This window comes from Streptomyces sp. ITFR-21, assembly GCF_031844685.1.
Classification (GTDB): Bacteria; Actinomycetota; Actinomycetes; order Streptomycetales; family Streptomycetaceae; genus Actinacidiphila.
Genome location: NZ_CP134605.1, coordinates 360,009 through 385,562, shown reverse-complemented (window position 1 = coordinate 385,562; position 25,554 = coordinate 360,009). Strand labels below are relative to the sequence as shown.

Genomic DNA, 25,554 nt, shown 5'->3' with positions numbered 1-25,554 from the left:
GGCCGCGCTCGACGGCGCCGAGCAGCAGCGTGTCCTCAAACGGCTCGTGTACGGCTTCGCGATGGGCGGCGAACTCGACCCGCTCACCCGTCTGGTGGCCGGGCAGCAGTCCCGGTCCGGGCCCGCCCGGCACCTTTCCGGCTGGTGGACCGACCTCGACCATCACGTCCGCGACAGTGCCCGGCGCCGAGGCCGCGAGCCCGCCGCCGCGCACAGGACGCGGACGTACGGCCGGGCGGGGCCTGGGCCTGGTCCGGCCGCTCGGCCCGGCCCACGGTGACACGGTCCGGGGCCGGCCGGCGGGGCCGCCGGGCGCGGGCGCGGCGGCCGGACCTTCCGGCGACCCCCTCCACCGCCGGGGCCGTCGGACCCGGCGGGTAGGCTCCCGACCACAGAGAGCGAGCACCGCGCACAGGGGTGCCGTGTCCAGTGACCTGAGGGGGACAACAGGTGGCATGGGATCAGCAGGGCGGGACCGGCGGATTCGGCGGACCCGGAGGATTCCCCCCGCCCCCGCTCCTCCCCCCGGCGCCGCCGCCCCCGCCGCCGGACGCGGCGCGGGCCGTCGCCGTCGGCCTGCTCAACCTCAGCGGCCTCGGCCTGGGGTACGCCCTGACCCGGCGCCCGGCGGCGACCGTCGTGTGCTGGCTGGCGACCACGCTCCTGCTGGTGGCCGCCTTGCCCGCCGACCCCGACGGCGTCCCCGGCCGCGCGGTCGCCGCCTACCTGCTGTTCCTGGTCCTCGCGGCCCTGCACGGCGCCGCCCGCGGCCTGCGCACCCCGCTGTCGTGGCCACCGCGGTCGCCTGTCGCCGTACTCCTCGGCCTGCTGCTGCTCGCGGCGCCCGCGGGCGGGGTGGCCCTGTACGACGGTGCCCGCGACGACGCCACCCAGCAGATGCTGCTGGACCGCCTCGCCGCGGCCGACCGACTGGTCGAGGCGGCCGGGACCGAGCCGTTCGCGGACGCCGAGCCCCACTACCGCGACGCGCTCACCGCCTACCGCGACCTGCGCGACCGCCACCCGGACTCCCGGGCCGCCCGCCGCGTCCCCGACCGGCTGAACACGTACTACGCCACGGTCGCCGCGCCCTACGACCGCAAGGACTACTGCGGCGCCGTCGCCCCGCTGCAGTACCTGCGCACGGTCCCCGCGACACTCGGCGGGAAGGGGCTCGGCTTTCTCGCCGGCTGGCCCGACGACCGGCTGGCGACCTCGCTCTACGCGTGCGGTGTCGAGGACCTCGCCGATCCGCGGGACGCCGGCGCGGCCGGGACGCCACCGGACGACCTCGCCGACCTGCTGACCACCTTCCCCGGGTCCCCGCAGGCCGCGCGGGTCGAACCCGCCGTCAGATCCACCATCGACAAGGCCGCCCGGGACCTCGACGGCGCCGACCCCTGCACGGCCACCGACCGGTTGCGCGCCCTCGGCCGCCGCGCCTCCGACCTGGACGCCAAGGACGCGGGCGGCGCGCTGGTCGCCGACGCCCGACGGGCCGGCGGCTATGTGCGGTCCGGTACGTACTCCTGCGGGCTGCACCAGTACCTGGCCGGCGACTTCGACGGCGCGCTCACCACGATGAGCGGCTTTGTCAAGGACTACCCGGACGACAGGAACAGGCCGCTCGCCGACAAGACGGCCATCGCCGCGGAGATCGCCCGGCACGAGTCCGAGGCCGGCCGCCGGCTGCCGACGCTCGCCTCCGGGGGCGGCATATCCGTGACGGTCAGCAACGACAGCCCCGACGAGGTCGAGGTCCTCTACACCGGCCCCGTCACCGGCCGCTTCACCCTCAAGGCGTGCGGCGCCTGCTCCACGTACCCCACCCGTTCCCAGGCGTCGGCCGACGCCTGCCGGGCCGGGCGGAGCTACCCGAGGAAGACGCTCCACCTCCCACCCGGCACCACCTACTTCCTGCACAAGCCGACCGGCGGCTCCGCCGACTCGCCCGGCGAGGACACCGCCCTGCTGGAGGACGGCTACCTCTACACCGAGTGCGCCTACACGGTGGAGACCGGGCTCGCGCTGTAGCCGCGGCGCGTAAGCCGCGCCGTCCGGCCCCGACGGCCGGATCCGCGGTGACCGGCGCTTTCTCCGGGCCCCGGGCGCCCGCCGGATCCCCGGGCGCGGCACGCCGCTCCACCGCCCAGCGGCGGCCTGTCCGGGGGCGCACCCCCGCCCGGGGTCGCGGCACGCCGCCCGCGGTGTCGGCCGGGCGAGGCCGACCCCGGACCGGACCCGCTCGGACGGCGCCGGCTCCGCGTCGCCCCGCTCTGCGGCGCCCTGCCCGGCGCCGGACGCCCCCGCGCTCCACGCCGGCCGCTCGGTCCGGACCCCCACGACAGGGCCGGGTGGGTGCCGGCACCCACCCGGCCGGCAGCACCCCGGGCCCGCGCCGCCCGCGCCGCCGCCCACCCGGCACGTGCGACCGCCGGCCATCCGCCCGCACGACCCCCGGTCAGCCGCGCGGATAGCCGATCTGCGCCAGGTCCTCGGCCAGATCGGCCACGGTCGCGCCGGGGCGCAGAGCGGCCACCACACCGTCGGTCAGCGGACGCAGCGCGAAGACGTGCCGGACCGCCGCCAGGTCGACGGCCGTCCCGTAGTAGTCCTCGGCGAACCGCTGGAACGCCTCCGCCGAGCGGTCCGCGAGCAGTTGGAACAGGTAGCCGGACCCGTCCGGGTCGCCGCCGGTCACCTCGGGGAACTCGATACCGCCGGCCCGCCAGGCGTCGTCCCCCGACTCGCGCCACAGGCACGCGGTCACGACGGGCGTTCCGTCCTCGTCGGAGAAGGCCGGTTCCCGTACACAGGACCGGAACACCTCCGGCACCTCGTCCAGCACGCCCGGCCACGGCTCGCCCGCCACGTAGGGGCTCATCGCCGACTCGTGGGCGAAGCCGCGCACATAGGCCCCGGCGGGCGAGAAGACGATCGAGTACTCGTCGCCGGAGCCGTTGCTCATCGACGCCATCTCCTCGGTCCGCGACCAGTCGGAGGCGAAGGAGTGGTAGCGGTCCTCCCACCCCGGGCTGAGGATCGCCTCCAGCGTCGCCAGGGACCGGCAGTGGTCGCGGAGGGCGGGGATCTCGGGCAGCTGCCGAGCAATGTCATGAACGGTCACGCCCCTATCCAACCGCATGCCCCTGACAGATGAGACCTCCAGCTCAGGGGCGGCGCGACCGGCCGCCCGCGGACGGCCGGTCGGCGACTCCGCTACGGGGGGGGGCCGGTCGGCGGTCCCGCGGCGGTGGCCGGCGGGTCGCCGCCGAACAGCCCGGCGAAGACGCCGGCCGGCCGACCGGAAGGCGGTCGGCCGGCCGGCGGCCCGCCGCCGGGGCGGGGCGGGGCCGGTCCTGCGGGCAGGGGTCACTGTGCCCGGACGATGTTCTCCGCCTGGGGTCCCTTCTGGCCCTGGGCCACGTCGAAGGTCACGGCTTCGCCCTCCAGGAGCTCCCGGTAACCGGTGCCGGCTATCTGGGAGTAGTGCGCGAAGACGTCGGGGCCGCCCTCCTGGGCGATGAACCCGTAACCCTTTTCGGAGTTGAACCACTTCACCGTGCCACTGGCCACTGTCTGTCCCTCTTGTCCGCTGTCAGGGGCCGCGGTTCCGCGGTCCCGGGGCACCCGCCGACGGACTGCCCCCCGGCTACGTACCCCACCGGGACGCCCGCCATGCGGCGGCGGCCGGGCCTGACTCAGGCGTTCGCGGCGTCCGCGACCGGCACGCCGGTCCCGTCCTCGACCGGTGCCCCGAGCGGGCGCGCCAGACCGGCGACGCCCTCGTCCAGGCGCTGGAGGTGCCGCAGCACCCGGTAGGTCACGGTGCCCGAACGCGGCGGCGACTGTCCTCCCGATCCCGATCCCGATCCCGGCGCTGATCCCGGCCCCGGCCCTTCCAGCATGGACGCGATGCTCGGGCCGGTCCTGACCCCGCCGGCCGGTGCCCCGTCGGCGACCCGGGCGATCAGCACGTCGATGTTGTGCGCGATCCGCCGGCCCACCGCCGCCAGCCGCGGATCGGCGGCCACGCTCGTGCTGTACGGCACCAGTTCGGCCGTCGCGGCCAGCGCTCGGGCGTGGTAGGCACAGGTCTCCAGCAGCGCCACCAGGTAGCGCACGGTGCGCCGCCGCACCCGCAGCGGAGTGATCGGGTACGTCAGCGGGTCGGTGGAGCGGCGCAGGTCGTCCAGCGCGCTGTCCAGGTCCCGCGCCATGTCCAGCAGGTCGGCCGCGGGGCCGCCGCTCAGCTGGGCCACCGCCGCCGTCGCCACGTCCCGCAACCGGATCAGGGCGGTGGTCAGCTGCTCGTCGGTGTGCTCGTCGGTACGGACCGGCAGGACGACCAGCGCCGCGATGGCGCCGCAGGCGGCTCCCAGCGCCGTCTCCTCGATGCGCAGCACCAGCACCGACAGGCTGTACGTGTGCAGCAGCGTGTAGAGCAGGCCCAGCATCGCGGTGACGAAGAACGACATCAGCGCGTACGACAGCGGCGCGGTGAAGAACATCCCGAAGATCAGCACCAGCACCAGCGCGAACGCCGTCCAGGTGTGCCGTCCGACCAGCCCGGCCAGCAGCACGCCGGCGACCACCCCGACCATGGTGCCGATCAGCCGGCGGTAGCCCCTGACCAGGATCTCGCCGCGCGAGGAGGTGTTGAGGAAGACCACCCAGCAGGTCAGCACCGCCCAGTACCAGCGCTGCGCGGACAGGAACTCGCCGCCCACGACCGCGAGTGCCGAACCCGCCGCGACCTGCACCGCGGCCCTGGTGGTACGGCGGTCGAAGCCGGTCCGGGCGGCAGGCCCCGCCTCGCCGGCCAGCGCCACGTCCTCCGCCTCGAACTCCTCGCGGGAGCGCACCGTCTCCGGCGTCTCGTCGGACTCGTCACCGGGCCCCTCCAGCGCCAGCCGCAGCCCCAGCACCGCGCGGGCCGCCTCGCCGACACCCCGGAACGCCTCCTGGACCGCGAGCGGGGCCCGCGGCAGGTTCTCCTCGTCGCGGTAGCCGAGCAGCCGGTTGCGCACCTGCGTGAGGCCCGCGCCCCGGTCGTCGTCGCCCAGCCGCGCCACCAGCAGGTGCAGCGCCCCCAGCTCACGGCGCAGCAGCCGCAGCGACTCGTCCTCCTTCTCCTCTCCGCCGCCGTGGGCGGGCGCGGGCAGCGGCGCCTGCGGCAGGTGCAGCGTGAGGGTGTCGGCGCGCTCGGCGCTGCGCGCGCTCAGGACCAGCACGCCCAGCCGCTCGGCGGCGATCTCGGCGTCCGCGATCCGCCGCTGGAGCAGCGCCGCCGTCGCCCTGTCCCGGGTGCCGTCGTCCAGTCCGGCCTGGATCATCAGCGCGCTCGCGTGCAGCCGCGCGGTGTCCCGGCGCAGATCGGCCACCGCGCCCGCCAGCCGCTCCGGCTCGGCCCGCAGCACCTCCAGCTGGGTGGCGGCCAGCTGCGCGACCCGGGCCCGGAACGCCCGCCGGAGCCGGCCCAGGGTCCGCTCGGGGGTCTCGGTGACGAGTGCGAAGCGGACGACGGCGCTGGCGGCGAAGGCGATGAGGACGGTGACGTAGAGGGAGGGCAGGCCGGAGACCCCGGCGTGCACGAACAGCGCCATGAAGTAGATCTGGAAGCCGATCAGCCCGAGCGCGCTGCCGCGGTCGCCGAAGCGGCGGATGTAGGCCGCGCCGAAGATCAGCAGCACGAAGAAGACGTCACCGATGACGACATGGGGGTTCAGCAGCGCCCCCAGCGACACCGACGCCAGCGCGGCCGGCAGGCACAGGCCGAGCGTGACCGCCTGGTCGCGTACCCGTTTGTCGCGGACGGCGAAGGTGGAGACCATCGCGGCCATGGCGCCGGCCACCAGCTCGGTCACCCCGTTGTGCGCCAGCCGGAGCACCAGCAGCGCCAGCCCGATGGAGCCGACCGTCCGCAGGCCCGCCATCAGCCGCAGCAGACCCGGATCGGACGCCGCGTAGCGGTCCCGGATACCGGTACGCGTCCGCCGCGTCTTCCTCATCACGCTGTCGTGTCCCCTGCCAGGATCGGAGCACGCCCAGCATCGCACGGCTCCGGGGCGGCTCGGCGGGCGCCCCCGTCGCGCGGCACCCCGGGGCGCCGCGCCGGGTGCCGCAGCGGGTCTCGTCGTGCCGGGTGAGCGCCGCCAGTTCCTCCTGCGGGGTTGAAGCCGCTCGTCAGGGGCGGCAGACCGCGGGCGCGGTCCCAGGCCAGCACTTCGGCCGCGGTCACCGCCAGCGGTGTCGCGGGCATGCCCGCCGCCCGCGCGCGGGCCGCGCTGCGCTGCTGGGACGTCCCGTCGGGGCGTATCAGCGGGAACATCGGCGGGACCCCCTCCTCGGAGATCCGGACCAGCTCGACCTTGGTGCCCGCGCCCTGGGCGCAGGTCCCGATCAGTCCGCCGAGGGTGACCGGTTCCGCGGGCCCGACCGCGTGGAACGCCCCCGGCCGGTCGTCGGTGAGCAGCTGCACCACCAGCCGGGCCAGATCGTGCGAGTCGACGACCTGGACCGGCTGCCCGGGGTCGCCGGGCAGTGCCACCCGGCCGCCGCGGGCGGCCTGCCGTACCCAGTAGGTGAAGGTGTCCGTCGGGTCGTACGGCCCGGCGACCTTTCCCGGCCGTACGATCGTCGCCCGCGTGCCGTAGCGGGCCGTCACGTCGTCCTCGCAGGCGGCCTTGAGCGGCCCGTAGGTGTCGCCGTCCAGCACCTCGGTGTCCCGTACCGAGGCCCGGCGCAGGGTGTCCCTGCCGTCGTGCTCGGCGCGGTACCGGTGCATCCAGCCGACCGTCCCCGCGTAGTCCCAGCCGGTCTCGGCGACCGTCATCGACGACCCCTACGTGGTCGGCATCCCGCTCCGGCCGGCCGCCCGGACGGTGCCGCTCCGGCACCCCATCGCCAGTGCCGCCGCCGCCAGCAGCGCCAGCCGGCCGCCGCCCTCCGGCGTGCCGCCCTGCGCCGCCCAGCCGGCCGTGACATCGCACAGCACCACCGGTTCCACCAGCAGCACCCGCCTCGCGCCTCCCGTGGCGGTCGCGATCCGGCTGCCGAGCGCCGTCCCGGCCGCGAACCCGCCGACCGCCACCAGCGCGCTGCCTGCCAGCCCGCCCGCTCCGCTGCCCGCGGCGAGCCCGATCGGTCCCCGATCGGCCGTCATGACACTGCAGAACACACCACCGAGCGCGAGGAACCCGATGGCGTCCAGAGCGCCCGTGGCCAGCGTCAGCAGCAGCGTCGCGGTGGCGGAGGACGACCGGTTCTGCATACCCGCCAACCTCTCACCGCCCGGACCCGCCCGCCCGCCGCCGGGCCGAGCACAGGAGGCGGACGGCGGACCGCGGCCGGGTCGGGACCGGGCCGGGCGCGGGGGCGTCGGCATGACGGACCCGGCCAGCGCGGCGCGGACCGGGCGGGTCCGCCGTCCGCCTGCCGTGCGGATCTCCGCGGGTGGCGGAGCGGGGGCCGGTGCGTACGCCGCGAGGCCGGGGAGGGGGCGGCGTGGTGTGTCGCCGACCGGCGGGAACGCGGCAGGCGTGCGGGCCGGGGCCCGCGACGCCGCGGAGATCCACCCGACAGGCCCTGATCCTGCGCGGCCCGGTCGGCCGGTGCGGCGCTGTGCGGTCCGGGTCCGGGCGGAACCCGTCAGCGGTGCTTGTCCTCGGCGACCGGCTCGGGTGCCTGGTGGCTGCCGGCGGGGACGAACTTGTGGAGGTGCGGCCGCTCGGCGGGGGGTCCGTCGGACAGTTCGGCCACCTCGGCGACCTCGCTCTCCGCCCCGGTCAGCGGGACCTGCGGACGGTCGTCGCCGACGCCGGGGGCCCCGGACGCCTCGCCCTGCGGCGGGGTGAGCCCGTAGTGCGCGTACAGCTCCTGGTCCTGGTCGAGGTCGAGGTGCTGATCGGCGTTGATCCGGGGCGCGGCCGTGACCGTCTCCAGCGAGTACGCCAGCCGGAGGATCCCGTCCGGCTCGTACACGGCGCCCGCGAGGGGGACGAAGGTGTGCTCGGTGCCGTACGGGTCCGTCTCCACCGTCACCCAGTCCGGATGGCGGCTGGCGTCGTCCACGTACACCTGCGCGACATCGCCGATCAGCCGGTCGTCGCGGTCGTACGCGGTCAGGTGCTTGAGGGCGTCCGGGTCCTGGAAGAGTTCTACGGCCATGGGGACGGCTCCTTCACGAGGGTCGGGCCCGGCGCCTACCCGGCCCGGCCGCCCGCACTCCCCTCCGGCGCCCGCGCCCTGTCCGGGCGTCTGCGCACCGCGCACCGCGCACCGCGCGCCGCGCACCGCGCGCCGCGCACCGCGCACCGCGCGGCGCCGGCACCCGAGCCCACCACGGGATCCGCGGGCCGGCACCGTACGCCACCCCCGTACCGACCCGCCCCCCCCGTACGCGTCGGAGCCCCGTACGCGTCGGGCCGTCCCGGTCCTCCGGCGGAGCGCGCCGGGGGACCGGGACGGCGGGGGTGTCCGCCGGGTCGTCAGGTGAGTTGGAGAGCGCTGGCCAGCTTCCGCCACTCGGCATGCGGCAGGCCGTCGTCCGCGGTGAGCACCTGCAGGGCCACATGGTCGGCGCCCGCCGCGAAAAAGTCCTCCACCCGGGCGCGGATCGCGTCCTCGTCACCCACCGCGTACAGCTCGTCGAGCAGGTGGTCGCTGCCGCCGTCGGCGAGGTCTGCCTCGACGAAGCCGCGTCGCAGCCAGTTCTCGGTGTAGTTGGGCAGCGGCAGGTAATAGGCGATGGCCTGCCGCGCGACCTGCCGGCCCCGGGCCGGGTCCGGGTCGAGCACGACACCGAGCTCCGGGGCCAGGAACGCGTCCGGGCCCAGTTCCTGCCGCGCCTGCGCGACATGCTCCACCGTGACCAGATACGGATGCGCGCCGATCGCGCGTCGCGCCGCCAGCTCCAGCATCCTGGGGCCGAGCGCCGCCAGCACCCGCTGGCCGGCCGGCACCGGCACCGGTGCCCGGTCGAGCTCGTCCAGGTACGACACCATGGCCGAGTACGGGCGGGCGTATCCGGGGCTGAGCGACTCGTGGCTGGCGCCGACCCCCAACACGAACCGGTCGCGGAGCCGCTCGTCGAGTGCGGCGATCCCGGCGGCGGCCTCGGCGGCCGACTGCTGCCAGATGCTGGTGATCCCGGTGGCCACGGTGATCCGCCGGGTGGCTTCGAGGATCGGCGCCGCCCGGTCGACCAGCGGCGAACCGCCCAGCCAGATCGTGCCGTAGCCGAGTTCTTCCAGTTCCGCGGCGGCGTCCCGGTTCTCGCCGCTGACCGCCGCGTCGTCCTTGCTCAGCGCGCTTGACCAGATGCCGATCCGGCCGAACCGCTGCTGTGTTTCATGGTTCATGTCCGGGCAACTTCCCTCGGGAAGCCGCCTATTCCAGGCATTGCTCTGAATGGCCCCCTGAACCACCTGAATCACCCGGACGGCGTCTTAGTCATACTGGTTGGCCAAATTTTGGTCATCTGTCGCCCTCGCGCTGTACAGCGGGACCGGCCACCCGGCATACTCAACGACCGGCCACCAGGCCACGGATCTTCCACTTCGGCGGCGAGGCACTCGCAGGCCACGGGGCCTGAGCCCTCGCATTCCCTTTGCGTCCTCAACCGCTCCGGCTGCTCCGGCCGACCGCCCAGGGATCAGGGAGCGACATTCAGTGCAAGGTTCAATAACCAGGCGGGCTACAGCCGTTGCCGGCACGGCAGCCATGACCGCCGTCCTCTCGGTGGCCGGCATCGGTGCCGCTCAGGCATCGGATCACTCGCAGTCGCACCAGTGCGGCCCCCTCGGCGTCAAGTACTCCGTCGACGGCGGGCAGCACTGGACGACCGACGGCCGGATCAACGGCGACACCGCCCCGACGACGATCATCGTCAAGCTCGACCGCGGGGCCGGGAAAGGCTGCGAGTACCACGTCTCGCTGGCCTCCTACAGCGCGGAGGGCCCCGACTGGGCCCACTCGGGAACCCAGACGTTCCTCGGCTGGGACACCGCGACCCTGGACAAGAAGAACAGCCAGGCCACGCTGGACGTCAGTGCCTTCGCGCCGACCTGCTTCGGCCAGGTGGACCTGTACAACAACGGCACCAAGTACGACGGGACCGAGGGCAACGGCGCGCTGCCGCACTACCCGGACTCGTACACGCCGACCAACCTGATCACCGCGTGGAACGGCGGCGCCCCGTGCGACACGCCGACCACGCCGCCGCCCACCTCGCCGACGCCGACGCCGACGCCGAGCGACTCGGACACGCCGACGCCGACCCCGAGCGAGTCGGACACCCCGACGCCGACGCCGAGTGACTCCACGTCGCCGACGCCGACCGAGTCCGACAGCTCCTCCCCGTCGCCCAGCGCCTCGCCGAGCGACAGCGGCACCCCGACGCCGAGCGTGTCGGACACCGCCTCCCCGTCGCCCTCGGCCACCACGCCGGCGGCCGGCTCGGGCGGCACCACGCCGCCGACCGGTACGCCGGTCGTCCAGCCGGTCTCCACCACCCCGAGCGGCAACCTCGCCGAGACCGGCGGCAACGGTTCGCAGACCGTGGCCTTCGCCGGCGGCGGTGTGGCCCTCCTGGTGATCGGCGGCGCGGCCGTCTACTTCACCCGGCGCCGCAACCGCGCCGCGGGCAACTGACGCCACCACCGGCGTGACCCCGACGCCCCCCGGACGCTCCTGGTCCGGGGGCGTCGTCGTCGGCCGCCGCCGCGCCGGGTGGCTGGCGCGGGGCCGACCGGGTGCTTTGCGGTTGCCTGCCGTTACCCCGGTGGAGCCGCGGGAATCAGCACGTCATGTGCGGATCTCGGAAGTCCCGGCCGCCGGCCGGCAGCGCGGCGGGCACGGCAAAAGCCGGGCAGCGGTGAACGCGCTGATGGGGACCGGCCTGATCGGCGTGGTGTCCGGGTTGCGCAGCCAACTCGGCGTGGCCGCCGTCGCGCTGACCACCGACCGGCACCGCGCGGCAGCCCGCCCCGGCGCACTGCTGGCCGGCCGCCGGGCCGGCGCCGTGGCGGCGACCGCCGCCGCGGGTGAACTCGTCGGCGACAAGCTCCCGAACACGCCCAGCCGGCTCGGCCCGGCCGGTCTCCTGCCCCGGATCGTGCTCGGCGCCTTCGCCGCCACCGCGCTGGCCGACCGGGCGGGACGAGGGCGCCGCACCGCGATCCCGCTGCCCGCCGCTGCCGCCATCGGCGCCGCGGCGGCCTTCGGCGGCGCGCACGCCGGGGCCCGCTGGCGCCGGGCGGTGGCGGACCGCGGCCTGCCGGACTGGCCGGCCGCCCTCGCCGAGGACGCGGTCGCGGCGGCACTGGCCTGGGCGGCCTGCGCGCTGCTGCCGGGCTGACGCCCCGTGAAACGTGCCGGTTCCTCAGCCGCCCAGGTCGGGCAGCGCCAGCCACTCCTGCCAGGACAGGTCCCGGCCCACGTAACGGGGCCGCCGGAAGGGCCACGCCTCGGCGATCCAGCGCGGCACGAACGCGTCCAGCGTCTCCTGCAGCCCGGTCACCGCCATCTCGTCCACCAGCCACCAGGAGATCTCGGCGTCGGCGCCGGCCTTCTCCGGCGGATCGATGTAGACACAGCCCAGCAGCGCCGTGCCCGGCTCGTCGAACAGCGCGTAGTTGAAGGACGCGTGGGCCGCGGTCTCCGCCGCGTGGCGTTCGAGGTCCGCCAGGTCCTGCTCGTACGTCATCCCGGCCGGCGGCCAGCCCCACGCCTCGCCGTAGACGGCCCACAGCCGTTCCCGCGAGCCCATCACCGCCGGGTAGTCCAGGGCCACGTCACTGCCGGCGATCGGCCGCAGGTAGTGGCCGGTGCCGGGCAGCCGCACGCGGAGTGGATGGGCGAAGTCGCCGGGCAGCCAGGTCACCTGGGGAGGGTAACGGGTCGCGCCCAACCGGCGCACCCCGATTTCGGCGGGCCGCCCCCGTGCTCACCGCCGTATGCCGCCGACCGGTGCGGTACGGCGGCCGCCCGCCGGTCGGCCGGATCAGACAAAGGTGAACAGGGCACTGACGGAAAGCTTCGGGGTCCGATGTATTGTCTTGCGGGTCGTCGGGACGCCGGCCGGAGGAGCGCATCGTGCCACGCGTGCGGCGCCCGCCCGGTGTCGGCGAGCCGTGAGCCATGAGCCGTGCGAGGAGGGGAGCGCTTGTGACCGCGACGCGCCCGGTGGAGACCGTCGCGGAGGGTTCCGCGCAGCCGGGACGCCGATGGAGGCCGGGACCCCTGCTGCCGGACCGCATGCGCCGCAGCGGCCGTCCGCACCTGCTGGTGGAACTGGCCTTCACCGTGGGGCTGTACCTGGCGTACAGCAGGACCCGCCGCTACGTGCCGTCCCACCGCACGGCGGCCCTGCACCGGGCCCGGGAGATCTGGCACGCCGAGCGGCTGCTGCACGTCGACATCGAACTGACCCTCAACCACGCCGTCGACAAGGTGTCGTGGCTGATCGTCGGCATGAACTACTACTACGCCACGCTGCACTTCATCGTGACGCCGGTTGTGCTGGTCTGGCTCTACGCCTTCCGGCCCGAGCGCTACCGGGCCGGACGCACCGCCCTGTTCAGCGCGACCCTGCTGGCGCTGTTCGGCTTCGCCTTCTTCGCGCTGGCCCCGCCCCGCTTCCTGCCCGCCGAAGGCTTCATCGACACCGTCGTCACCCACCACACCTGGGGCTCATGGGGCTCGGGCCACGTCTCCACGGTGTCCAACCTCTACGCGGCCATGCCGTCGGTGCACATCGTCTGGGCCGCATGGAGCGGGCTGACCGTGGCGTTCCTGGCCAAGCACACCTGGGTGCGGGTGCTGGGCGCGCTCTACCCGCTGGCCACCTTCGTCGTCATCCTCTGCACCGGCAACCACTTCGTCGCCGACGCGGCGGGCGGCGCGCTCACCCTCGCGCTGGGCTTCTGCGTCCAGCGGCTCCTCAACGGCAGACCCGCCTACCGCGGCTACGCCGGCCGCTGGCCGGTCCGTTCCCTCTGATTGGGGGCCGGGCCTGGCGACTGCGAACAGGTGGGGCCCGGCGGGTGCGCAGGAAGTCCCCCAGCCCGCCCTGGCCGCCGGGCGTGGCGCGTTCCTCGGTCATGCCCTCTACGCTGCGGCGGCCCGGTCCCCGCCGCCCCGCCGCTGAGGGGTACTGCCGGACTGCGGCTCGCGAGCCCGCCCCCCGGGGGCCGTCTTGCGGGCGTACCCCGGTCAGGTCCAGGTTGGAGACCGTGAAACCGCGTACCGCACGGCCTGGAGGCGGCAGCATGGACGACGGCGAAGCGGCCGAACCCGCAGAACGGCAGGTCCCCGCGGTCCTCGGCCGCCGCCGCCTGCTGGCCGCGGCCGGTGCCGGTACGGTGGCCGCGCTGATCACCGCCGGCACCGGTCAGGCAGCGATCCCGGCCCCGGCCGGCCGCCGCGCCGCCGCACCCGCCGCGCCCGGCGGCCCGCGCCTGCTGCACATCGGCACCTACACCGGCGACGGCGGCGGTACCGGCCTGGGACTGGCCCGCTACGACCCCGACAGCGGCCTGCTCACCGGTGCCGCGGCGCTCACCGGCGTCGCCAACCCCTCGTTCCTGGCGGTGTCCGCCTCCGGCGGCACCCTGTACGCGGTCGACGAGCAGCCGGCCGGCGCGGTGACCGCCGTGTCCGTCGACGCCGACGGCAACCGGCGGGTCCTCGGCTCCCAGCCCACCGGCGGCTCCGGCCCCTGCCACCTGTCGGCCCACCCCGGCGGCGGGTACCTGCTGACCGCCAACTACGACTCGGGCAGCGTGGCCGTTCACCCGCTGGCGGCCGACGGCGGCCTGCTGCCCCGCACCGACCTGGTCCAGCACACCGGCGCGGGCCCGGACCCCGACCGCCAGGACGGGCCGCACGCCCACATGGTGCTGAGCGACCCGGACGGCGGCTACGTCCTGGCCGTCGACCTCGGCACCGACACCGTGTACACCTACCGCCTCGACGAGGCGGCCGGCCGCCTCGCCGCCGTCTCGCAGGCCCGTGTGCGGCCCGGCTCCGGGCCGCGCCACCTGGCCTTCCACCCCTCCGCCCGGTTCGCCTACCTGGCCAACGAGCTCGGCGACTCCGTCGTCGTCTGCGGCTACGACCCCGCGACCGGGACCGTAAGCCCGGGGCAGCCGCAGCCGACCGTACCGCCCGGCTCCCCGGCCGGGGACCGCAACTACCCGGCCGAGGTCGTCGTCTCCGCCGACGGCGCCTTCGTCTACGTCTCCAACCGCGGCCACGACAGCGTCGCCCGGTTCGCGGTGGAGGAGGACGGCGCGGCACTGCGCCTGCTGGAGACGGTGCCGGCCGGCGGCGCGTACCCGCGGCACATCGCCTTCGACCCCACCGGCACGCTGCTGTTCGCGGCGAACCAGAACTCCGGCACGGTCACGGTCTTCCATGTCGACCAGGACTCCGGCGCGCTCACACCCACCGGGACGGCGTTCGCCACGCCGATGCCGGTCTGCGTACTGCCCGGGTAGGCCCGCGTCCCCGGGCCGCCGCGGTTCCGTTCCGGGAGCGGGCCCGTGCCGGAGCACCAGGCAAGCGCGACCACGGCGTCCGCACCGGACCGTGGCGTACGGCCGAAGCCCCCGCGCGTGCGGGTATGGCGCTGTCATTCGTGTCACGCCGACCGGCGATCTTGTCGAGCGGTGAGCGAACGGCGCGCGCGTGGGCGGCCGTCCGGATCATCCGAACCGTCGCCACCAAGGCTTCAGAGCACGTCTCCATGCGTGCAGTGCGGCCACCTCCGCCACGGTGTTGGGGTGGTCTTCGCCGAGGAGGCGTTGGCTGTCGGTGGTGACTTGTTCTTGCAGGGTGATGGCGTCGGTGGTGCGGCCGGCCTGCCAGTAGGAGGCGGCGAGGTTGCTCCGGGCGGTGAGGGTGTTGGGGTGGTCTTCGCCCAGCAGCCGGGCGCGGTCGGCGGCGACCTGTTCCTCGATGAGGATGGCGTCGGTGGTGCGGCCGACCTGCCAGTAGGAGGCGGCGAGGTTGCCTCGGGCCTTGAGGGTGTTGGGGTGGTCTTCGCCGAGGAGGCGTTGGCTGTCGGTGGCGACTTGTTCTTGCAGGGTGATGGCGTCGGTGGTGCGGCCGGCCTGCCGGTAGGAGGCGGCGAGGTTGCCGCGGGCGGTGAGGGTGTCGGGGTGGTCTTCGCCCAGCAGCCGGGCGCGGTCGGCGGCGACCTGTTCCTCGATGAGGATGGCGTCGGTGGTGCGGCCCGCCTGTCCGTAGGAGGTCGCGAGGTTGCCGCGGGCGGTGAGGGTGTTGGGGTGGTTCTCGCCGAGGAGGCGTTGGCTGTCGGTGGCGACTTGTTCTTGCAGGGTGATGGCGTCGGTGGTGCGGCCCGCCTGCCAGTAGGAGAGGGCGAGGTTGCCTCGGGCAGCGAGGTTCTGGTGGTGGTCTTCGCCCAGCAGCCGTTCGCTGTCGGCGGCGACCTGTTCCTCGATGAGGATCGCGTCGGTGGTGCGGCCCGCCTGCCAGTAGGAGAGGGCGAGGTTGCTTCGGGCAGCGAGGTTCTGGAGGTGGTCTTCGCCGAGGAGGCGTCGGCTGTCGGTGGCGAGTTGTTCCTGCAGGGTGATGGCGTCGGTGGTGCGGCCGGCCTGTCCGTAGGAGAGGGCGAGGTTGCTTCGGGCGGTGAGGGTGTCGGGGTGGTCTTCCCCGAGGAGGCGTTGGCTGTCGGCGGCAACGTGGTGCCAGTAGGTGACCGCGGCGGCGTACAGGCCGCTGTTCAGCAGGCTGGTCCCGGCCTGGAACAGGACCGGGTGGCCGTCGGGCTGCCACAGCAGGTCGCCGGAATTGGCGGCCAGCGTGTCGGTGTTGGCGCGCAGGACGGCGGCTGTGTCAGAGGCGGTGTGTTCGCTTGCGGGCCAGATGTCGACCAGGGCGTCCGCGAGCGCCCGCACCGTCGCGGGGGTCTCTGCCGCGGGGGTGGTCTCCCTGGCGGCACGGGCGGTGAGGGCGTGCATGCGCACCGCGCGCGGTCCGGCCGGGGAGTCCCAGGTGAGCAGCCCGTAGCGGTGCAGCAGCCGGAGGGCTGTCCGGGTCTGCTCCGGCGTGGCCCGGTCGGGTGGGTCCGCCGTGGGGGGTGCCGGGGTGCGGTGGTGGGTGAGGTAGTCGGTGAGGGCGGTGGTGGACCACAGTTCCTGTGGGTGTCCGGCGGGGTCCAGGTGGGCGGCCAGGCGGATCGCGGGGGCGGCTGTGCCGGTGGGGTCGTGCTGCCGGACGGCGTCCAGGGCCAGCAGCAGGGAGGCGGTGACGTGGCGTCCGTAGCCGTCGGTGTCGGCGCCGGGCGGCAGCAGGGTGTCCAGGCGTGCGCTGCGGTCGGTGAAGCGCCGCAGGTAGACCGAGCAGGGCACGTCTTCGTTGACCATGTAGGCGGCGGCGTGTCCCAGCGCCAACGGAAGGTGTCCCAGCGCGAACGTCAGGTCCCCGGCGCGGTCGTCCATCAGGTGGGGGGTGCGGGTGCCGGTGAAGCGGTCGTGCAGGTAGGCGCGGGCCTCGTGGCGGGTGTAGGTGCCGACGTCGACCACGGTCCGGCCGGCGCCGGAGACCAGGGCGTCGCGGCGGCGGGTGGTGGCCAGCACGCGGCCGTTGTCCCCGGCCGGGGGCCTGGGCCACCAGGGGCGGGCGCCTTCCAGGTCGGTGAGGTCGTCCAGCACGACCAGCCAGCTGCGTTCGGTGCCGGCCAGCCAGTCCAGGAAGGCGCGCGCGTCGTCCTCCAGGTCCTGCCCGCCGGCGCCGGGTGCCTCCACGCGCTGCGCGGCGCGCGCGTACGCGGCCACGATCTGGGCGGTCTCGGCGGCGTCCACCCACACCAGCACATCCACCCCCTCGGTGTGGGCCTGGCGGGCGTAGGCGGCGGCCAGCTGGGACTTGCCCACTCCGCCGCCGCCGGAGAAGACCTGGGCCAGGACCACCGTGGCGTGCTCGGCCCGTGCCCGGTCGATCTGTGCCCGCAGCCCGAGCCGGGGCTGGAACGCGGACGCCAGGGGCGGCACGTTCCCCACCCGGACCCGCTGCCACGGTGCCTCGGGCACCGGTGGGGCATGGAAGTGCTCGATGTGACCGGCTGCGGTCGAGTACCCCTGCGCGATGATCCGCGTGCCCGCGGCATCCCGCGCGGAGAGGGTGGAGCCGGGCTCGGTCAGCCGTGGTCCGGGCCCGGCCGGGAAGGGTCCGCGGCAGGGACCCCGATGCGCACGTCGCCCATGGTGAGCGCGGCGGCCGAGCCGCCCTCCGCCCTGATGTCCACGTTCCCGCCGACCGCCGCACCCCTGCCGGACGCCGACACCCCGCCGGCGGCCTTCTCCGCCGCCTGCACCTGCTCCACCAGGGCGGTCAGGGCCTGCGCGAAGTCCGGGTCCCGCTCGGCGGCGTCCTCCAGGGAGTCGGTCAGGCGCCGCCGGGTGCGCTCACTGGGCACGTCCCGGCCGGCCCCGGCCTCCTCCTCGGCACGCTGCAAGGCGGGGTCGTTGCCGAGCTTCGCGCCGACCAGGCCGTGCAGCTGGTCCATGCCCGCATCCAGAACCCGGTCGACCTCCCGGTCGGCCCGGCCGCCCACGCGCCTGGCCTTGCGGACCAGGTAGACGAACACGTACCCCACGGCGATCTCGATCCCCGTCACCGCAACCCCCACTGTGCTGACCCTGCATCAGACCGTACCGCCCGCCGCCCGCCCACGGGCGGCACTCCACCGGATCCGCCCCGCCGCAGGGCTCAATCCAGGTCCGGGGCGTCGTCGTGCCGGGCGGGCGGATCGCACAGCGGGCAGGGCGGGCGGGGTGCGGGGGTGCCAGGGGCCCGCCGCAGGCGGACAAGGCGCCCGCGAGGCCGGTCTTCGCCGTCCCGGGCGGTTTCGTGGGCTTCTGCCGTCAGCGCGACGGCCTGGCGTACGACGGTGTCGAGTCACTGGTGGCGCCGGGCACGGTGGCGAGGCCGCGGTGGAGGCCTTCGTCGGCGGTGCCGAGCGCCGGCGTGATCCACCCGGCGGCGTAGACGGCCGGACTCGAACGGCATGGGAACCCCCCCGGGCGGCCAGAAGGGATGTATGGCACACACGGAGACAACCCATCACGGCACCCCCGGCTGGACCGGATCCGGGCAGGCATCCCACCACCATCACGCGCGGGCCGGCCAGGCCGCCTCGTCCAGTACGGCGCGGGCCGGCCGGATCCTGCTGCTCTCGGTGGCGGTCGTCACGATCCTGGCCGCCGCGCTCATCGTGCTGCTCCGCTGAGCAGCCGCCGGTACAGCGGTGGGGCGCTCCGGAGATCCGGGGCGCCCCACCACTGTGTGCCGCCGCCACGGCCCTACGGCCCGGCGCCGCCGCCCGGTCAGCTCAGCGGCAGCGTGACCGTGATGGTCTTGCCCGCCGGCCCGCCGTCGTACGGTCCCGTCCCGTTCGTCCTCCCGCGCGGCTCGACGACCACCCCGCGGGCGAGACGCTGGATGATCGGCCAGCCGTAGCCGCCCGGCCGGTGGTCGCCGGGCAGCCGCCGCAAGGTCCTCGGTGTGTCGTCGACACGGTCGCTGATGGCCAGCACCAGCACACCGCCCACCACCCGCGCCTGGAAGCCGGTGATGCCGCCGCCGTGCCGGACCGCGTTGGTGGCCAGCTCCGAGGCGACCAGCAGGGCGTCCTCCCGCGGCCTCTGATCGCAGTGCTCCCCGCTGTCCAGCAGCGCCAGCCGGACCCGTTGGCGCACGTCCGCCGCGCCGACCGGAATCCCGTCCGCGAACGGCGGCGACCAGCCGTCCGTGGGGGACCGGCCGGCGCCCCCGTGTCCCGTTGCGCTCATCGCTTCCCCCCCATGACTCGGATGACGTCGGACGGCTCCGCCGGCACGGGCCGGCCGCCGGGGACCGGTCGGATCCCGGCGGCGCACCGCGCCCGGCCGGAGGTTCCGGCTATCGTGCGCCTTGCCGCGGGACGGTCCGCGAAACGAGGACGGCGCTCCCGCTCCGCCCCGGTTTCCGCGCCGGACCGCCGGGAACGCGGCCCCCGTGGGCACCGACCCGGCCGGACCCCTCCGCGCCCGGGAAGAACCAGGCGTGGAGTGGGACCATGGACGTATGGACATACGCAGCAGGAACAACGTGGTCAGGACGGAGCCGAAGGACGGTCCGATCCTCATGCTCGCCCACGGGTTCGGCTGTGATCAGAACATGTGGCGCCTGCTGGTGCCGGCCCTGGCCGAACACCACGAGGTGGTCCTCTTCGACTACGTCGGAGCCGGGCGCTCCCGGGTGGGGGAGTGGCACGAGGAGCGGTACTCCTCCCTGGACGGCTACGCCCGCGACGTCCTGGAGATCTGCGACGAGCTCGACCTGCGCGACGTGGTCTTCGTCGGCCACTCGGTGAGTGCCATGGTCGGCGTGCTCGCCGCCGCCGCGGCCCCCGAGCGGTTCTCGGCGCTGGTGATGGTCGGCCCCTCGCCGCGGTACATCGACGACGCCGGCTACCACGGCGGATTCAGCGCCGCCGACATCGACGAGCTGCTGGACTCCCTGGAGTCGAACTACCTCGGCTGGTCCGCCGCCATGGCGCCGGCCATCATGGGCAACCCCGACCGCCCCGAACTGGGCCAGGAGCTCACCGACAGCTTCTGCACGGTCGACCCCGAGATCGCCAGGACCTTCGCCCGCGCCACGTTCCTGTCCGACAACCGGGCCGACCTGCCGGGCGTGTCGGTGCCCACCCTGATCCTGGAGTGCGCCGAGGACATCATCGCGCCCCGGGAAGTGGGCGCGTACGTGCACGCCGCGATCCCCGGCAGCCGGCTCGTCACCCTCGACGCCACCGGGCACTGCCCCCAGCTCAGCGCCCCGCGGGCCACCGGCCAGGCCATCCTCGACTTCCTCGGCGGACGGTGACTCCCCGCGGCGGCCACCGCGGTCCGCCCCCGGTTGGCCACCGGGCGCAGCCGGCGGCCCACCCGGAGCTGCCGGCGATCCACCGGCTCGCCGAGCTGCTGGAGGACAGCGCCGAGGACCTCTACGAGAGCGCCCCCTGCGGCTATGTGTCCACCCTGCTCGACGGCACCGTGGTCAAGCTCAACGCCACCCTGCTGGGCTGGCTGGGCCGCACCCGCGAGGAGGTCGTGGACCGGCTCCGGTTCGCGGACCTGCTCACCGTCGGCGGCCGGCTCTACCACGAGACGCACTACGCGCCGCTGCTTCGGATGAGGGGCGGCGTCAACGGCATCGCCCTGGAACTCGGGGCGGCCGACGGCACCAGGCTGCCGGTCCTGGCCACCTCGGTCGTCAGGACCGGCGAGGACGGCGAACCCCTGCTGGTGCGCACCACCCTGTTCGACGCCCGCGAGCGCCGCTCGTACGAGATCGAGCTGCTGCGCGGGCGCCGGGCCGCGGAGGAGGCCGGCGCGGTCGCCGAACAAGCCCGCCGGGAGGCGGAGGAGGCCGGGCGGGCCGCGGAGGCGGCGCGCAGGGCCGCCGACACCGACCGGGCCCGGCTGCGGGAGGTGCTCGCGGTCATCCGGCGCAGCCTGCTGCCCGAGGTGCTGCCGCGGATCGCCGGCCTGGAGTCCGCCGCGTACTACCACACCGCCGCTCCCGACCGGCTCGGCGGCGACTTCTACGACCTGTTCGCGCTGGACGAAGGGCGCTGGGCGTGCTTCCTCGGCGACGTCTGCGGCAAGGGCCCGGAAGCCGCCGCCCTCACCTCACTGGCCCGCTACACCCTGCGGACCGCCGTGCTCCACGACCCCGATCCGGCCACCGCGCTGACCACCCTCAACACGATGCTGTACGAGCAGTACACCGGCTCCGACTCGCGCTACTGCACCGCCGTCCTCGCCGTCCTGGAACGCGCCGGCGCCGGCTTCACCGTCCGGCTGGCCAGCGGCGGCCACCCGCCGCCGCTCCTGCTGCGGGCCGACGGCACCGCCGACTACGTCGACTCCGTCGGCGGCCTGCTGATCGGCATCCTGCCCGAGTCCCGCTTCGCCCGCCTGCGGATCGACCTGCGCCCCGGCGACACCCTGCTGCTCTACACCGACGGCCTCACCGAGGCCCGCGTCGGCCCCGACCGCCGCCTTTACGGCGAGGACGCGCTGCTCTCCTTCGGCCGCGCCCTGCCCGCCGCCGCCCCCGGCACCCTGGTCACCGCGCTGCGCGGCCTGATGGCCGGGTTCGGCACCGCGCCGGCCGACGACACCGCCCTCCTCGCCCTCGGTGTCCCCGCCCCCTGAGGCGGCGGCCGAGCGCGGTCAGGGGCGCGGCGGCAGGGCGTGCAGGCGTACCGCGGTGAGCCGGGACGCCGTCACGTCGGCGGTCATGTAGGTGCAGCCCGGCTGCCGGCGGCGGTCGGTCGGCGAGCCCGGGTTGAGCAGGCGCAGGCCGGTGGGCGCCGTGCTGTCCCAGGGGATGTGGCTGTGGCCGAAGACCAGGACGTCCACACCGGGGAACCGCTCGGCGCAGCGTTCCTCCCGGCCGCGGGCCGGCCCCGTCTCGTGGACGACGGCGAACCGCAGGCCGGCCAGGTCCGCCTGCGCCACCTCGGGCAGCCGGGACCGCAGCTCCGGGCCGTCGTTGTTGCCGTGGACGCCGACCAGCCGCCGGGCCCCGGCCCGGAACAGGTCCAGCGTCGCGGTGTCCACCCAGTCACCGGCGTGGAACACCACGTCGGCCCGCTCCAGCTCGGCCAGCAGCCCGGCGGGCAGCTCCCGGGCCCGCCGCGGCAGATGCGTGTCGGCGGTCAGCAGCAGGCGCATGGGCGGACCCCCTAGTGCAGGGCGCTGACCGCGCGGGCCACCACCAGCAGCGACGTGATGAGCGCCGACACGCTCTCCACGGTCATCAGCAGCTTCGCCCGGCTGGACAGCGGCATCGTGTCGGTCGGGCTGAAGGCCGTGGAGTTGGTGACGGACACATACAGGTAGTCCACCAGCGTAGGCACCCAGTCGGCGGTCACGCTCGCACCGTCGGCGACCTCCTGCACCGCGTCGTGGTTCTCGTCCTGCGAGAACCGGAAGTCCGCCAGCGGCAGATCCTCCCGCGCCACCTGCGTCCGGCTGACCGGTCCGCCCCGGTCCAGCTCCCAGAACGCCAGCCCGAAGACGATCACGTTCGTCAGCCACACCTGCAGGGCCGCCAGCAGCAGCGACGTGCCGTCGTCCACCCCGGGCGAGACCAGGTCGCGTACCAGCAGGCCGAGCGCCGCCAGATTGCTGCCCGCCACGACGAGCACCAGCGTGAGGGACAGAGCCCGGGAGGTGCGGGTCTGCCGGGTCAACCGCTTGGGGTTGAACGCCAGCAGCGGTATCAGCAGCAGCAGTTCCAGCGCCGGCAGGACGAACCGGGGCGCGATCAGCAGCCGCTGCGGCAGCGCCAGGTACAGCGTGATCGCCACCAGCGTCGCCGCCACACCCGGCAGTCGCGGTTCGCCCCGGCGCTCGTGCCGGGGATGCCGGGTCGGCGCGTCGGCGCGGCTGCGCGTCGTCATGTCAGTGCTCCCGTCGTGGCGCGCGGACAGGGGCGCCACGGCTTGATCTGCCCGCTGCGGGCGTCCGCATGCAGCCGTCACGCGGATCCCTCCTGTGCCCGGCCCGGCCCCGCCCGGTCATTTCATCGCACGGTCCAGGTTGGTCGCCGCGCTGATCAGCGCGAGGTGGGTGAACGCCTGCGGGAAGTTCCCCAGGTGCTCGCCGGTCATCCCGATCTGCTCGGCGTACAGGCCCAGGTGGTTGGCGTAGGTGAAGGTCTTCTCCAGCGCCAGCCGGGCCCGCTCGATCTGCCCGGTGCGGGTCAGCGCCTCCACCCACCAGAACGAGCAGATGGAGAACGTGCCCTCCGCACCGGACAGCCCGTCCGGGGACACCGCCGGGTCGTAGCGGTAGACCAGACTGTCCATCACCAGCTGCTCGGCGATCGCGTCCACCGTGGAACGGAACCGGGGGTCGTCGGGCGAGAGGAACTTCACCATCGGCATCAGCAGCAGCGACGCGTCCACCACCGGCGGCGCGGACCCGTCCCGTTCGTCGGCCAGCCGCTGCGCGAACGTGCCGGCCGCGGGGTCCCAGCCGCGGTCGATGATCTGGCGGTAGATACGGTCCCGGGCCGTCGACCACCGGATGAGGTCGCCGGGCAGCCCGCGCTGACGGGCCATCCTGATCATCCGCTCGACCGCCACCCAGCACATCAACCGTGAGTAGGTGTGGTCCTGCCGGCCGGCCCGGGTCTCCCAGATGCCCTGGTCGGGTGCGTCCCAGTGGTCCAGCAGCCAGTCCACGATCGTGCACAGGTCCGTCCAGCTGTCGTGCGAGATGCCCACGCTGTACTTGTTGAACAGGTAGATGGAGTCGATGAGTTCACCGTAGATGTCCAGTTGGAGCTGGCCCGCGGCCCCGTTGCCGACCCGCACCGGGCGCGATCCGCGGTAGCCCTCCAGGTGGTCCAGCGGGTACTCCGGCAGGTCCGCGTGCCCGTCGATGGAGTACAGCACCCGCAGCGGCCCGCCGCCCTCGTCGCCCGCGGTGCGCAGACAGGCCGTCAGCCACTGGATGAACGCCTTCGCCTCCCCGGTGAACCCCAGCCGCAGCAGCGCGTACAGCGAGAACGCGGCGTCACGGATCCACACGTACCGGTAGTCCCAGTTGCGCTCGCCGCCCAGCTGCTCGGGCAGCCCGAGCGTCGGCGCGGCCACGATGGCACCGGTGGGCTCATGGGTGAGCAGCTTCAGGGTGAGCGCCGATCGCTGCACCATCTCCCGCCACCGCCCGGTGTACGTGCACTGCCGCAGCCAGGTGTGCCAGAAGGCGGCGGTGGCGCCGAACAGTGCGTCGACGGAGCCGGCGTCCACCCTCGCGGCGTCGGCCGTGTCCGGATCGCCGCACGCCGGGTCGGCGGGGTCGGCGGTGTGCAGCACGAACAGGACGGTCTGCCCCTCCTCGATCATGAACCGCCCGCGCGCGTCCGTGCCGTCCGCCCGCAGCTCGACGTCGCTGTGCACGGTGACGGTGAGCTTGTCCCCGGCGAACCGCACCCCGCTCGGCAGCGCCGTGGTCTCGTGCCGGCCGCGGCCGTAGTCCAGCCGCGGCGCTATCTCCACGTCCATCCGCATCCGGCCGCGGATCCCCACCACCCGCCGTACCAGCCGCTGCCGGTGGCCCTCGTCGTGCTCGCGCACCAGCGGCATGAAGTCCTGGAGCTCGACGATGCCGTCCTCGGTGAGCATCCGGGTGATCAGGATGTTGGTCTCGGGGAAGTAGAACTGCTGCCGGCCGGCCTGCCGGCAGTCCGGGCTGATCGTCCAGTGCCCGCCCTTGCGGGCGTCCAGCAGCGAGCCGAAGACGCTCGGCGAGTCGAAACGCGGCGCACAGAACCAGTCGATCCTGCCGTCCGTGCCGACCAGCGCCACCGTCCGCAGATCACCGATCAGCCCGTGCTCCGCGACGGGCAGATAGTCCGCACCCACCAGGTGCTCGGCTCCGATTCGGCTCATCGCGTGTCCCGTCTCCGGCGGTCCCCCGCTCCTCCATGGTCACGCGGGCCGGGCCGGCGCGCGCACCGGGACCGTCGCGCGGGGCCTGTTCATAGGCGCAGCCGACCAACTCCGCACCCGCCAACGCCGGTCGGCCCACTGGACGCACGGACGGTGATGATTCGTACACCCCGCATCCCCGCTTTCCGTGCCGATCCGTCATCACGTCGCTACTTTTGGTCCCGACGACGCGTGACCGGCGGCCGGTCGGTGGCCGCACACCCGAGGAAAGGGAACCTCCTTGATCCGCACGCGCATCGCCGCGGCCGTGGCCGCCACCGCTCTGGCCGTCGCGGGCAGCATCCTGGCCACCGGCTCCACCGCCGCGGCCGCACCGACCGCGACCTACCAGTGCCCGCAGTACATCACCGGCTACGGCCAGACATGGGGCCTGAGCGGCTGGGTGACCGGCGTCGGCAAGCTCGGCTGCACCTACGGCTACGGCGGCAACGCGTACTTCTGCGTCTACAGCGCCTACAACGGTGCCCCGGTGGCGGACCGGCCCAACCCCGAATACTGCCCGGCGCACGCGGTACAGACCGCCTGACCCGGCGCGTACCACCCGGACCCGCCCCGCCGACCCCCCGCGGTGGGGCGGGTCCGGTTGCACGTGGGAGACCCGCCGCGCCGGCTGCCACCGCCGGAGGCCGCAGCGGCGGCCTTCACGGCGCCGGGTGGCGGATCTCCAGCATCACGGCGCCGGTCGCGGTCCGGTACGGGCCGTGCGGCATGCCCGGCGGCCTGGACGCGTAGTGGCCGGCCGAGAACGTACGGCCCAGCGTCAGGTCCTCCAGCTCGCCCTCCAGGAGGTACACCTCCTCGACGTACGGGTGCCGGATCACCCCCGCCGCCGAGGTGTCGAGCCCCGGTGCCCAGCGGGCCAGCCGGGTGAGCTCGGTCACCGGGTCCGGTCCGGCCGACAGCACCCGCTCGGTCACCCCCGGCGATCCTGCCGCCGGGCGCCATGCCAGTCGCCCGGCGTCGAAGAACTCCCGCTCCTCCTTCACGCGCCACCACCCCTTGCTCCGCGTCCC

The 25,554-nt window shown here is 74.7% G+C and carries 24 protein-coding genes; 9 read left to right on the top strand and 15 right to left on the bottom strand.

Features of this window, described 5'->3' with window-relative positions:
* Nucleotides 1–450: 450 nt before the first annotated feature.
* On the top strand, nucleotides 451–2,034 hold the full coding sequence (locus RLT57_RS01670; protein WP_311295565.1) for a hypothetical protein: 1,584 nt from the start codon (nucleotides 451–453) through the stop codon (nucleotides 2,032–2,034).
* Nucleotides 2,035–2,461: 427 nt separating this feature from the next.
* Here the strand turns inward: RLT57_RS01670 and RLT57_RS01665 are convergent, their stop codons facing one another.
* The 7 genes from RLT57_RS01665 to RLT57_RS01635 all read right to left on the bottom strand — a co-directional run bounded on the left by RLT57_RS01665 (nucleotide 2,462) and on the right by RLT57_RS01635 (nucleotide 9,362).
* The gene (locus tag RLT57_RS01665; protein ID WP_311295564.1) at nucleotides 2,462–3,127 is read right to left on the bottom strand and encodes a hypothetical protein; all 666 of its coding nucleotides are present in this window, start codon (nucleotides 3,125–3,127) and stop codon (nucleotides 2,462–2,464) included.
* A 245-nt stretch (nucleotides 3,128–3,372) separates the two neighbouring features.
* On the bottom strand, nucleotides 3,373–3,576 hold the full coding sequence (locus RLT57_RS01660) for a cold-shock protein (RefSeq protein WP_311295563.1): 204 nt from the start codon (nucleotides 3,574–3,576) through the stop codon (nucleotides 3,373–3,375).
* A 125-nt stretch (nucleotides 3,577–3,701) separates the two neighbouring features.
* Nucleotides 3,702–6,011 carry an FUSC family protein gene (locus RLT57_RS01655; RefSeq protein WP_311295562.1) on the bottom strand — a complete coding sequence of 770 codons (2,310 nt, stop codon included), beginning with the start codon at nucleotides 6,009–6,011 and terminating at the stop codon, nucleotides 3,702–3,704.
* Entirely contained in the window at nucleotides 6,011–6,835 is an 825-nt protein-coding gene (locus RLT57_RS01650) for an NAD-dependent epimerase/dehydratase family protein (RefSeq protein WP_311295561.1), read from the bottom strand. Before RLT57_RS01650 ends, RLT57_RS01655 begins: the two co-directional genes overlap by 1 nt.
* Nucleotides 6,836–6,844: 9 nt before the next feature.
* Nucleotides 6,845–7,273 carry a DUF1275 family protein gene (locus RLT57_RS01645; RefSeq protein ID WP_311295560.1) on the bottom strand — a complete coding sequence of 143 codons (429 nt, stop codon included), beginning with the start codon at nucleotides 7,271–7,273 and terminating at the stop codon, nucleotides 6,845–6,847.
* A 377-nt stretch (nucleotides 7,274–7,650) separates the two neighbouring features.
* Nucleotides 7,651–8,169: a hypothetical protein gene (locus tag RLT57_RS01640; RefSeq protein WP_311295559.1), complete on the bottom strand. Its 519-nt coding sequence runs from the start codon at nucleotides 8,167–8,169 to the stop codon at nucleotides 7,651–7,653.
* A gap of 320 nt (nucleotides 8,170–8,489) precedes the next feature.
* A complete protein-coding gene (locus RLT57_RS01635) occupies nucleotides 8,490–9,362 on the bottom strand; it encodes an LLM class F420-dependent oxidoreductase (RefSeq protein ID WP_311295558.1) in 873 nt (290 codons plus the stop codon).
* A gap of 361 nt (nucleotides 9,363–9,723) precedes the next feature.
* Here RLT57_RS01635 and RLT57_RS01630 point away from each other — a divergent pair, with 361 nt between their 5' ends.
* Both RLT57_RS01630 and RLT57_RS01625 read left to right on the top strand, forming a co-directional pair.
* Nucleotides 9,724–10,653 (top strand): LPXTG cell wall anchor domain-containing protein, encoded by a 930-nt coding sequence (locus RLT57_RS01630; RefSeq protein ID WP_311295557.1) that lies wholly within the window; start codon nucleotides 9,724–9,726, stop codon nucleotides 10,651–10,653.
* A gap of 157 nt (nucleotides 10,654–10,810) precedes the next feature.
* Nucleotides 10,811–11,359: a hypothetical protein gene (locus tag RLT57_RS01625; protein WP_311295556.1), complete on the top strand. Its 549-nt coding sequence runs from the start codon at nucleotides 10,811–10,813 to the stop codon at nucleotides 11,357–11,359.
* Between the two features lie 24 nt (nucleotides 11,360–11,383).
* On the opposite strand, the gene RLT57_RS01620 is transcribed toward RLT57_RS01625, so the two are convergent.
* On the bottom strand, nucleotides 11,384–11,884 hold the full coding sequence (locus RLT57_RS01620; protein WP_311295555.1) for an N-acetyltransferase: 501 nt from the start codon (nucleotides 11,882–11,884) through the stop codon (nucleotides 11,384–11,386).
* A gap of 284 nt (nucleotides 11,885–12,168) precedes the next feature.
* Here RLT57_RS01620 and RLT57_RS01615 point away from each other — a divergent pair, with 284 nt between their 5' ends.
* Together RLT57_RS01615 and RLT57_RS01610 are read left to right on the top strand one after the other, a co-directional pair.
* The gene (locus RLT57_RS01615; RefSeq protein WP_311295554.1) at nucleotides 12,169–13,002 is read left to right on the top strand and encodes a phosphatase PAP2 family protein; all 834 of its coding nucleotides are present in this window, start codon (nucleotides 12,169–12,171) and stop codon (nucleotides 13,000–13,002) included.
* 269 nt (nucleotides 13,003–13,271) lie between these two features.
* Complete coding sequence (locus tag RLT57_RS01610) at nucleotides 13,272–14,501, top strand: lactonase family protein (RefSeq protein ID WP_311295553.1); 1,230 nt, start codon at nucleotides 13,272–13,274, stop codon at nucleotides 14,499–14,501.
* Between the two features lie 207 nt (nucleotides 14,502–14,708).
* On the opposite strand, the gene RLT57_RS01605 is transcribed toward RLT57_RS01610, so the two are convergent.
* Together RLT57_RS01605 and RLT57_RS01600 are read right to left on the bottom strand one after the other, a co-directional pair.
* Nucleotides 14,709–17,057: a tetratricopeptide repeat protein gene (locus RLT57_RS01605; RefSeq protein WP_311295552.1), complete on the bottom strand. Its 2,349-nt coding sequence runs from the start codon at nucleotides 17,055–17,057 to the stop codon at nucleotides 14,709–14,711.
* A 107-nt stretch (nucleotides 17,058–17,164) separates the two neighbouring features.
* On the bottom strand, nucleotides 17,165–17,644 hold the full coding sequence (locus tag RLT57_RS01600; protein ID WP_311295551.1) for a hypothetical protein: 480 nt from the start codon (nucleotides 17,642–17,644) through the stop codon (nucleotides 17,165–17,167).
* A gap of 423 nt (nucleotides 17,645–18,067) precedes the next feature.
* On the opposite strand from RLT57_RS01600, the gene RLT57_RS01595 reads away from it, so the two are divergent.
* On the top strand, nucleotides 18,068–18,256 hold the full coding sequence (locus RLT57_RS01595) for a hypothetical protein (RefSeq protein WP_311295550.1): 189 nt from the start codon (nucleotides 18,068–18,070) through the stop codon (nucleotides 18,254–18,256).
* 97 nt (nucleotides 18,257–18,353) lie between these two features.
* On the opposite strand, the gene RLT57_RS01590 is transcribed toward RLT57_RS01595, so the two are convergent.
* Nucleotides 18,354–18,818: an ATP-binding protein gene (locus RLT57_RS01590; protein ID WP_311295549.1), complete on the bottom strand. Its 465-nt coding sequence runs from the start codon at nucleotides 18,816–18,818 to the stop codon at nucleotides 18,354–18,356.
* Between the two features lie 274 nt (nucleotides 18,819–19,092).
* Between RLT57_RS01590 and RLT57_RS01585 the strand changes: the two genes are divergently transcribed.
* Nucleotides 19,093–19,893: an alpha/beta fold hydrolase gene (locus RLT57_RS01585; RefSeq protein WP_311295548.1), complete on the top strand. Its 801-nt coding sequence runs from the start codon at nucleotides 19,093–19,095 to the stop codon at nucleotides 19,891–19,893.
* On the top strand, nucleotides 19,890–21,230 hold the full coding sequence (locus RLT57_RS01580) for a PP2C family protein-serine/threonine phosphatase (RefSeq protein WP_399127830.1): 1,341 nt from the start codon (nucleotides 19,890–19,892) through the stop codon (nucleotides 21,228–21,230). The genes RLT57_RS01585 and RLT57_RS01580 overlap by 4 nt, the downstream gene beginning before the upstream one ends.
* An 18-nt stretch (nucleotides 21,231–21,248) precedes the next feature.
* Here the strand turns inward: RLT57_RS01580 and RLT57_RS01575 are convergent, their stop codons facing one another.
* The 3 genes from RLT57_RS01575 to RLT57_RS01565 form a co-directional block, all read right to left on the bottom strand.
* Nucleotides 21,249–21,752, bottom strand: a complete 504-nt coding sequence (locus tag RLT57_RS01575; protein ID WP_311295547.1) for a metallophosphoesterase family protein — start codon at nucleotides 21,750–21,752, stop codon at nucleotides 21,249–21,251.
* An 11-nt stretch (nucleotides 21,753–21,763) separates the two neighbouring features.
* Nucleotides 21,764–22,483 (bottom strand): hypothetical protein, encoded by a 720-nt coding sequence (locus tag RLT57_RS01570; RefSeq protein WP_311295546.1) that lies wholly within the window; start codon nucleotides 22,481–22,483, stop codon nucleotides 21,764–21,766.
* A gap of 117 nt (nucleotides 22,484–22,600) precedes the next feature.
* Nucleotides 22,601–24,481: a glycoside hydrolase family 15 protein gene (locus RLT57_RS01565; RefSeq protein ID WP_311295545.1), complete on the bottom strand. Its 1,881-nt coding sequence runs from the start codon at nucleotides 24,479–24,481 to the stop codon at nucleotides 22,601–22,603.
* 280 nt (nucleotides 24,482–24,761) lie between these two features.
* Between RLT57_RS01565 and RLT57_RS01560 the strand changes: the two genes are divergently transcribed.
* Entirely contained in the window at nucleotides 24,762–25,067 is a 306-nt protein-coding gene (locus tag RLT57_RS01560) for a hypothetical protein (protein WP_311295544.1), read from the top strand.
* A 115-nt stretch (nucleotides 25,068–25,182) separates the two neighbouring features.
* On the opposite strand, the gene RLT57_RS01555 is transcribed toward RLT57_RS01560, so the two are convergent.
* Nucleotides 25,183–25,527 carry a cupin domain-containing protein gene (locus tag RLT57_RS01555; protein ID WP_311295543.1) on the bottom strand — a complete coding sequence of 115 codons (345 nt, stop codon included), beginning with the start codon at nucleotides 25,525–25,527 and terminating at the stop codon, nucleotides 25,183–25,185.
* Nucleotides 25,528–25,554 lie beyond the last annotated feature (27 nt).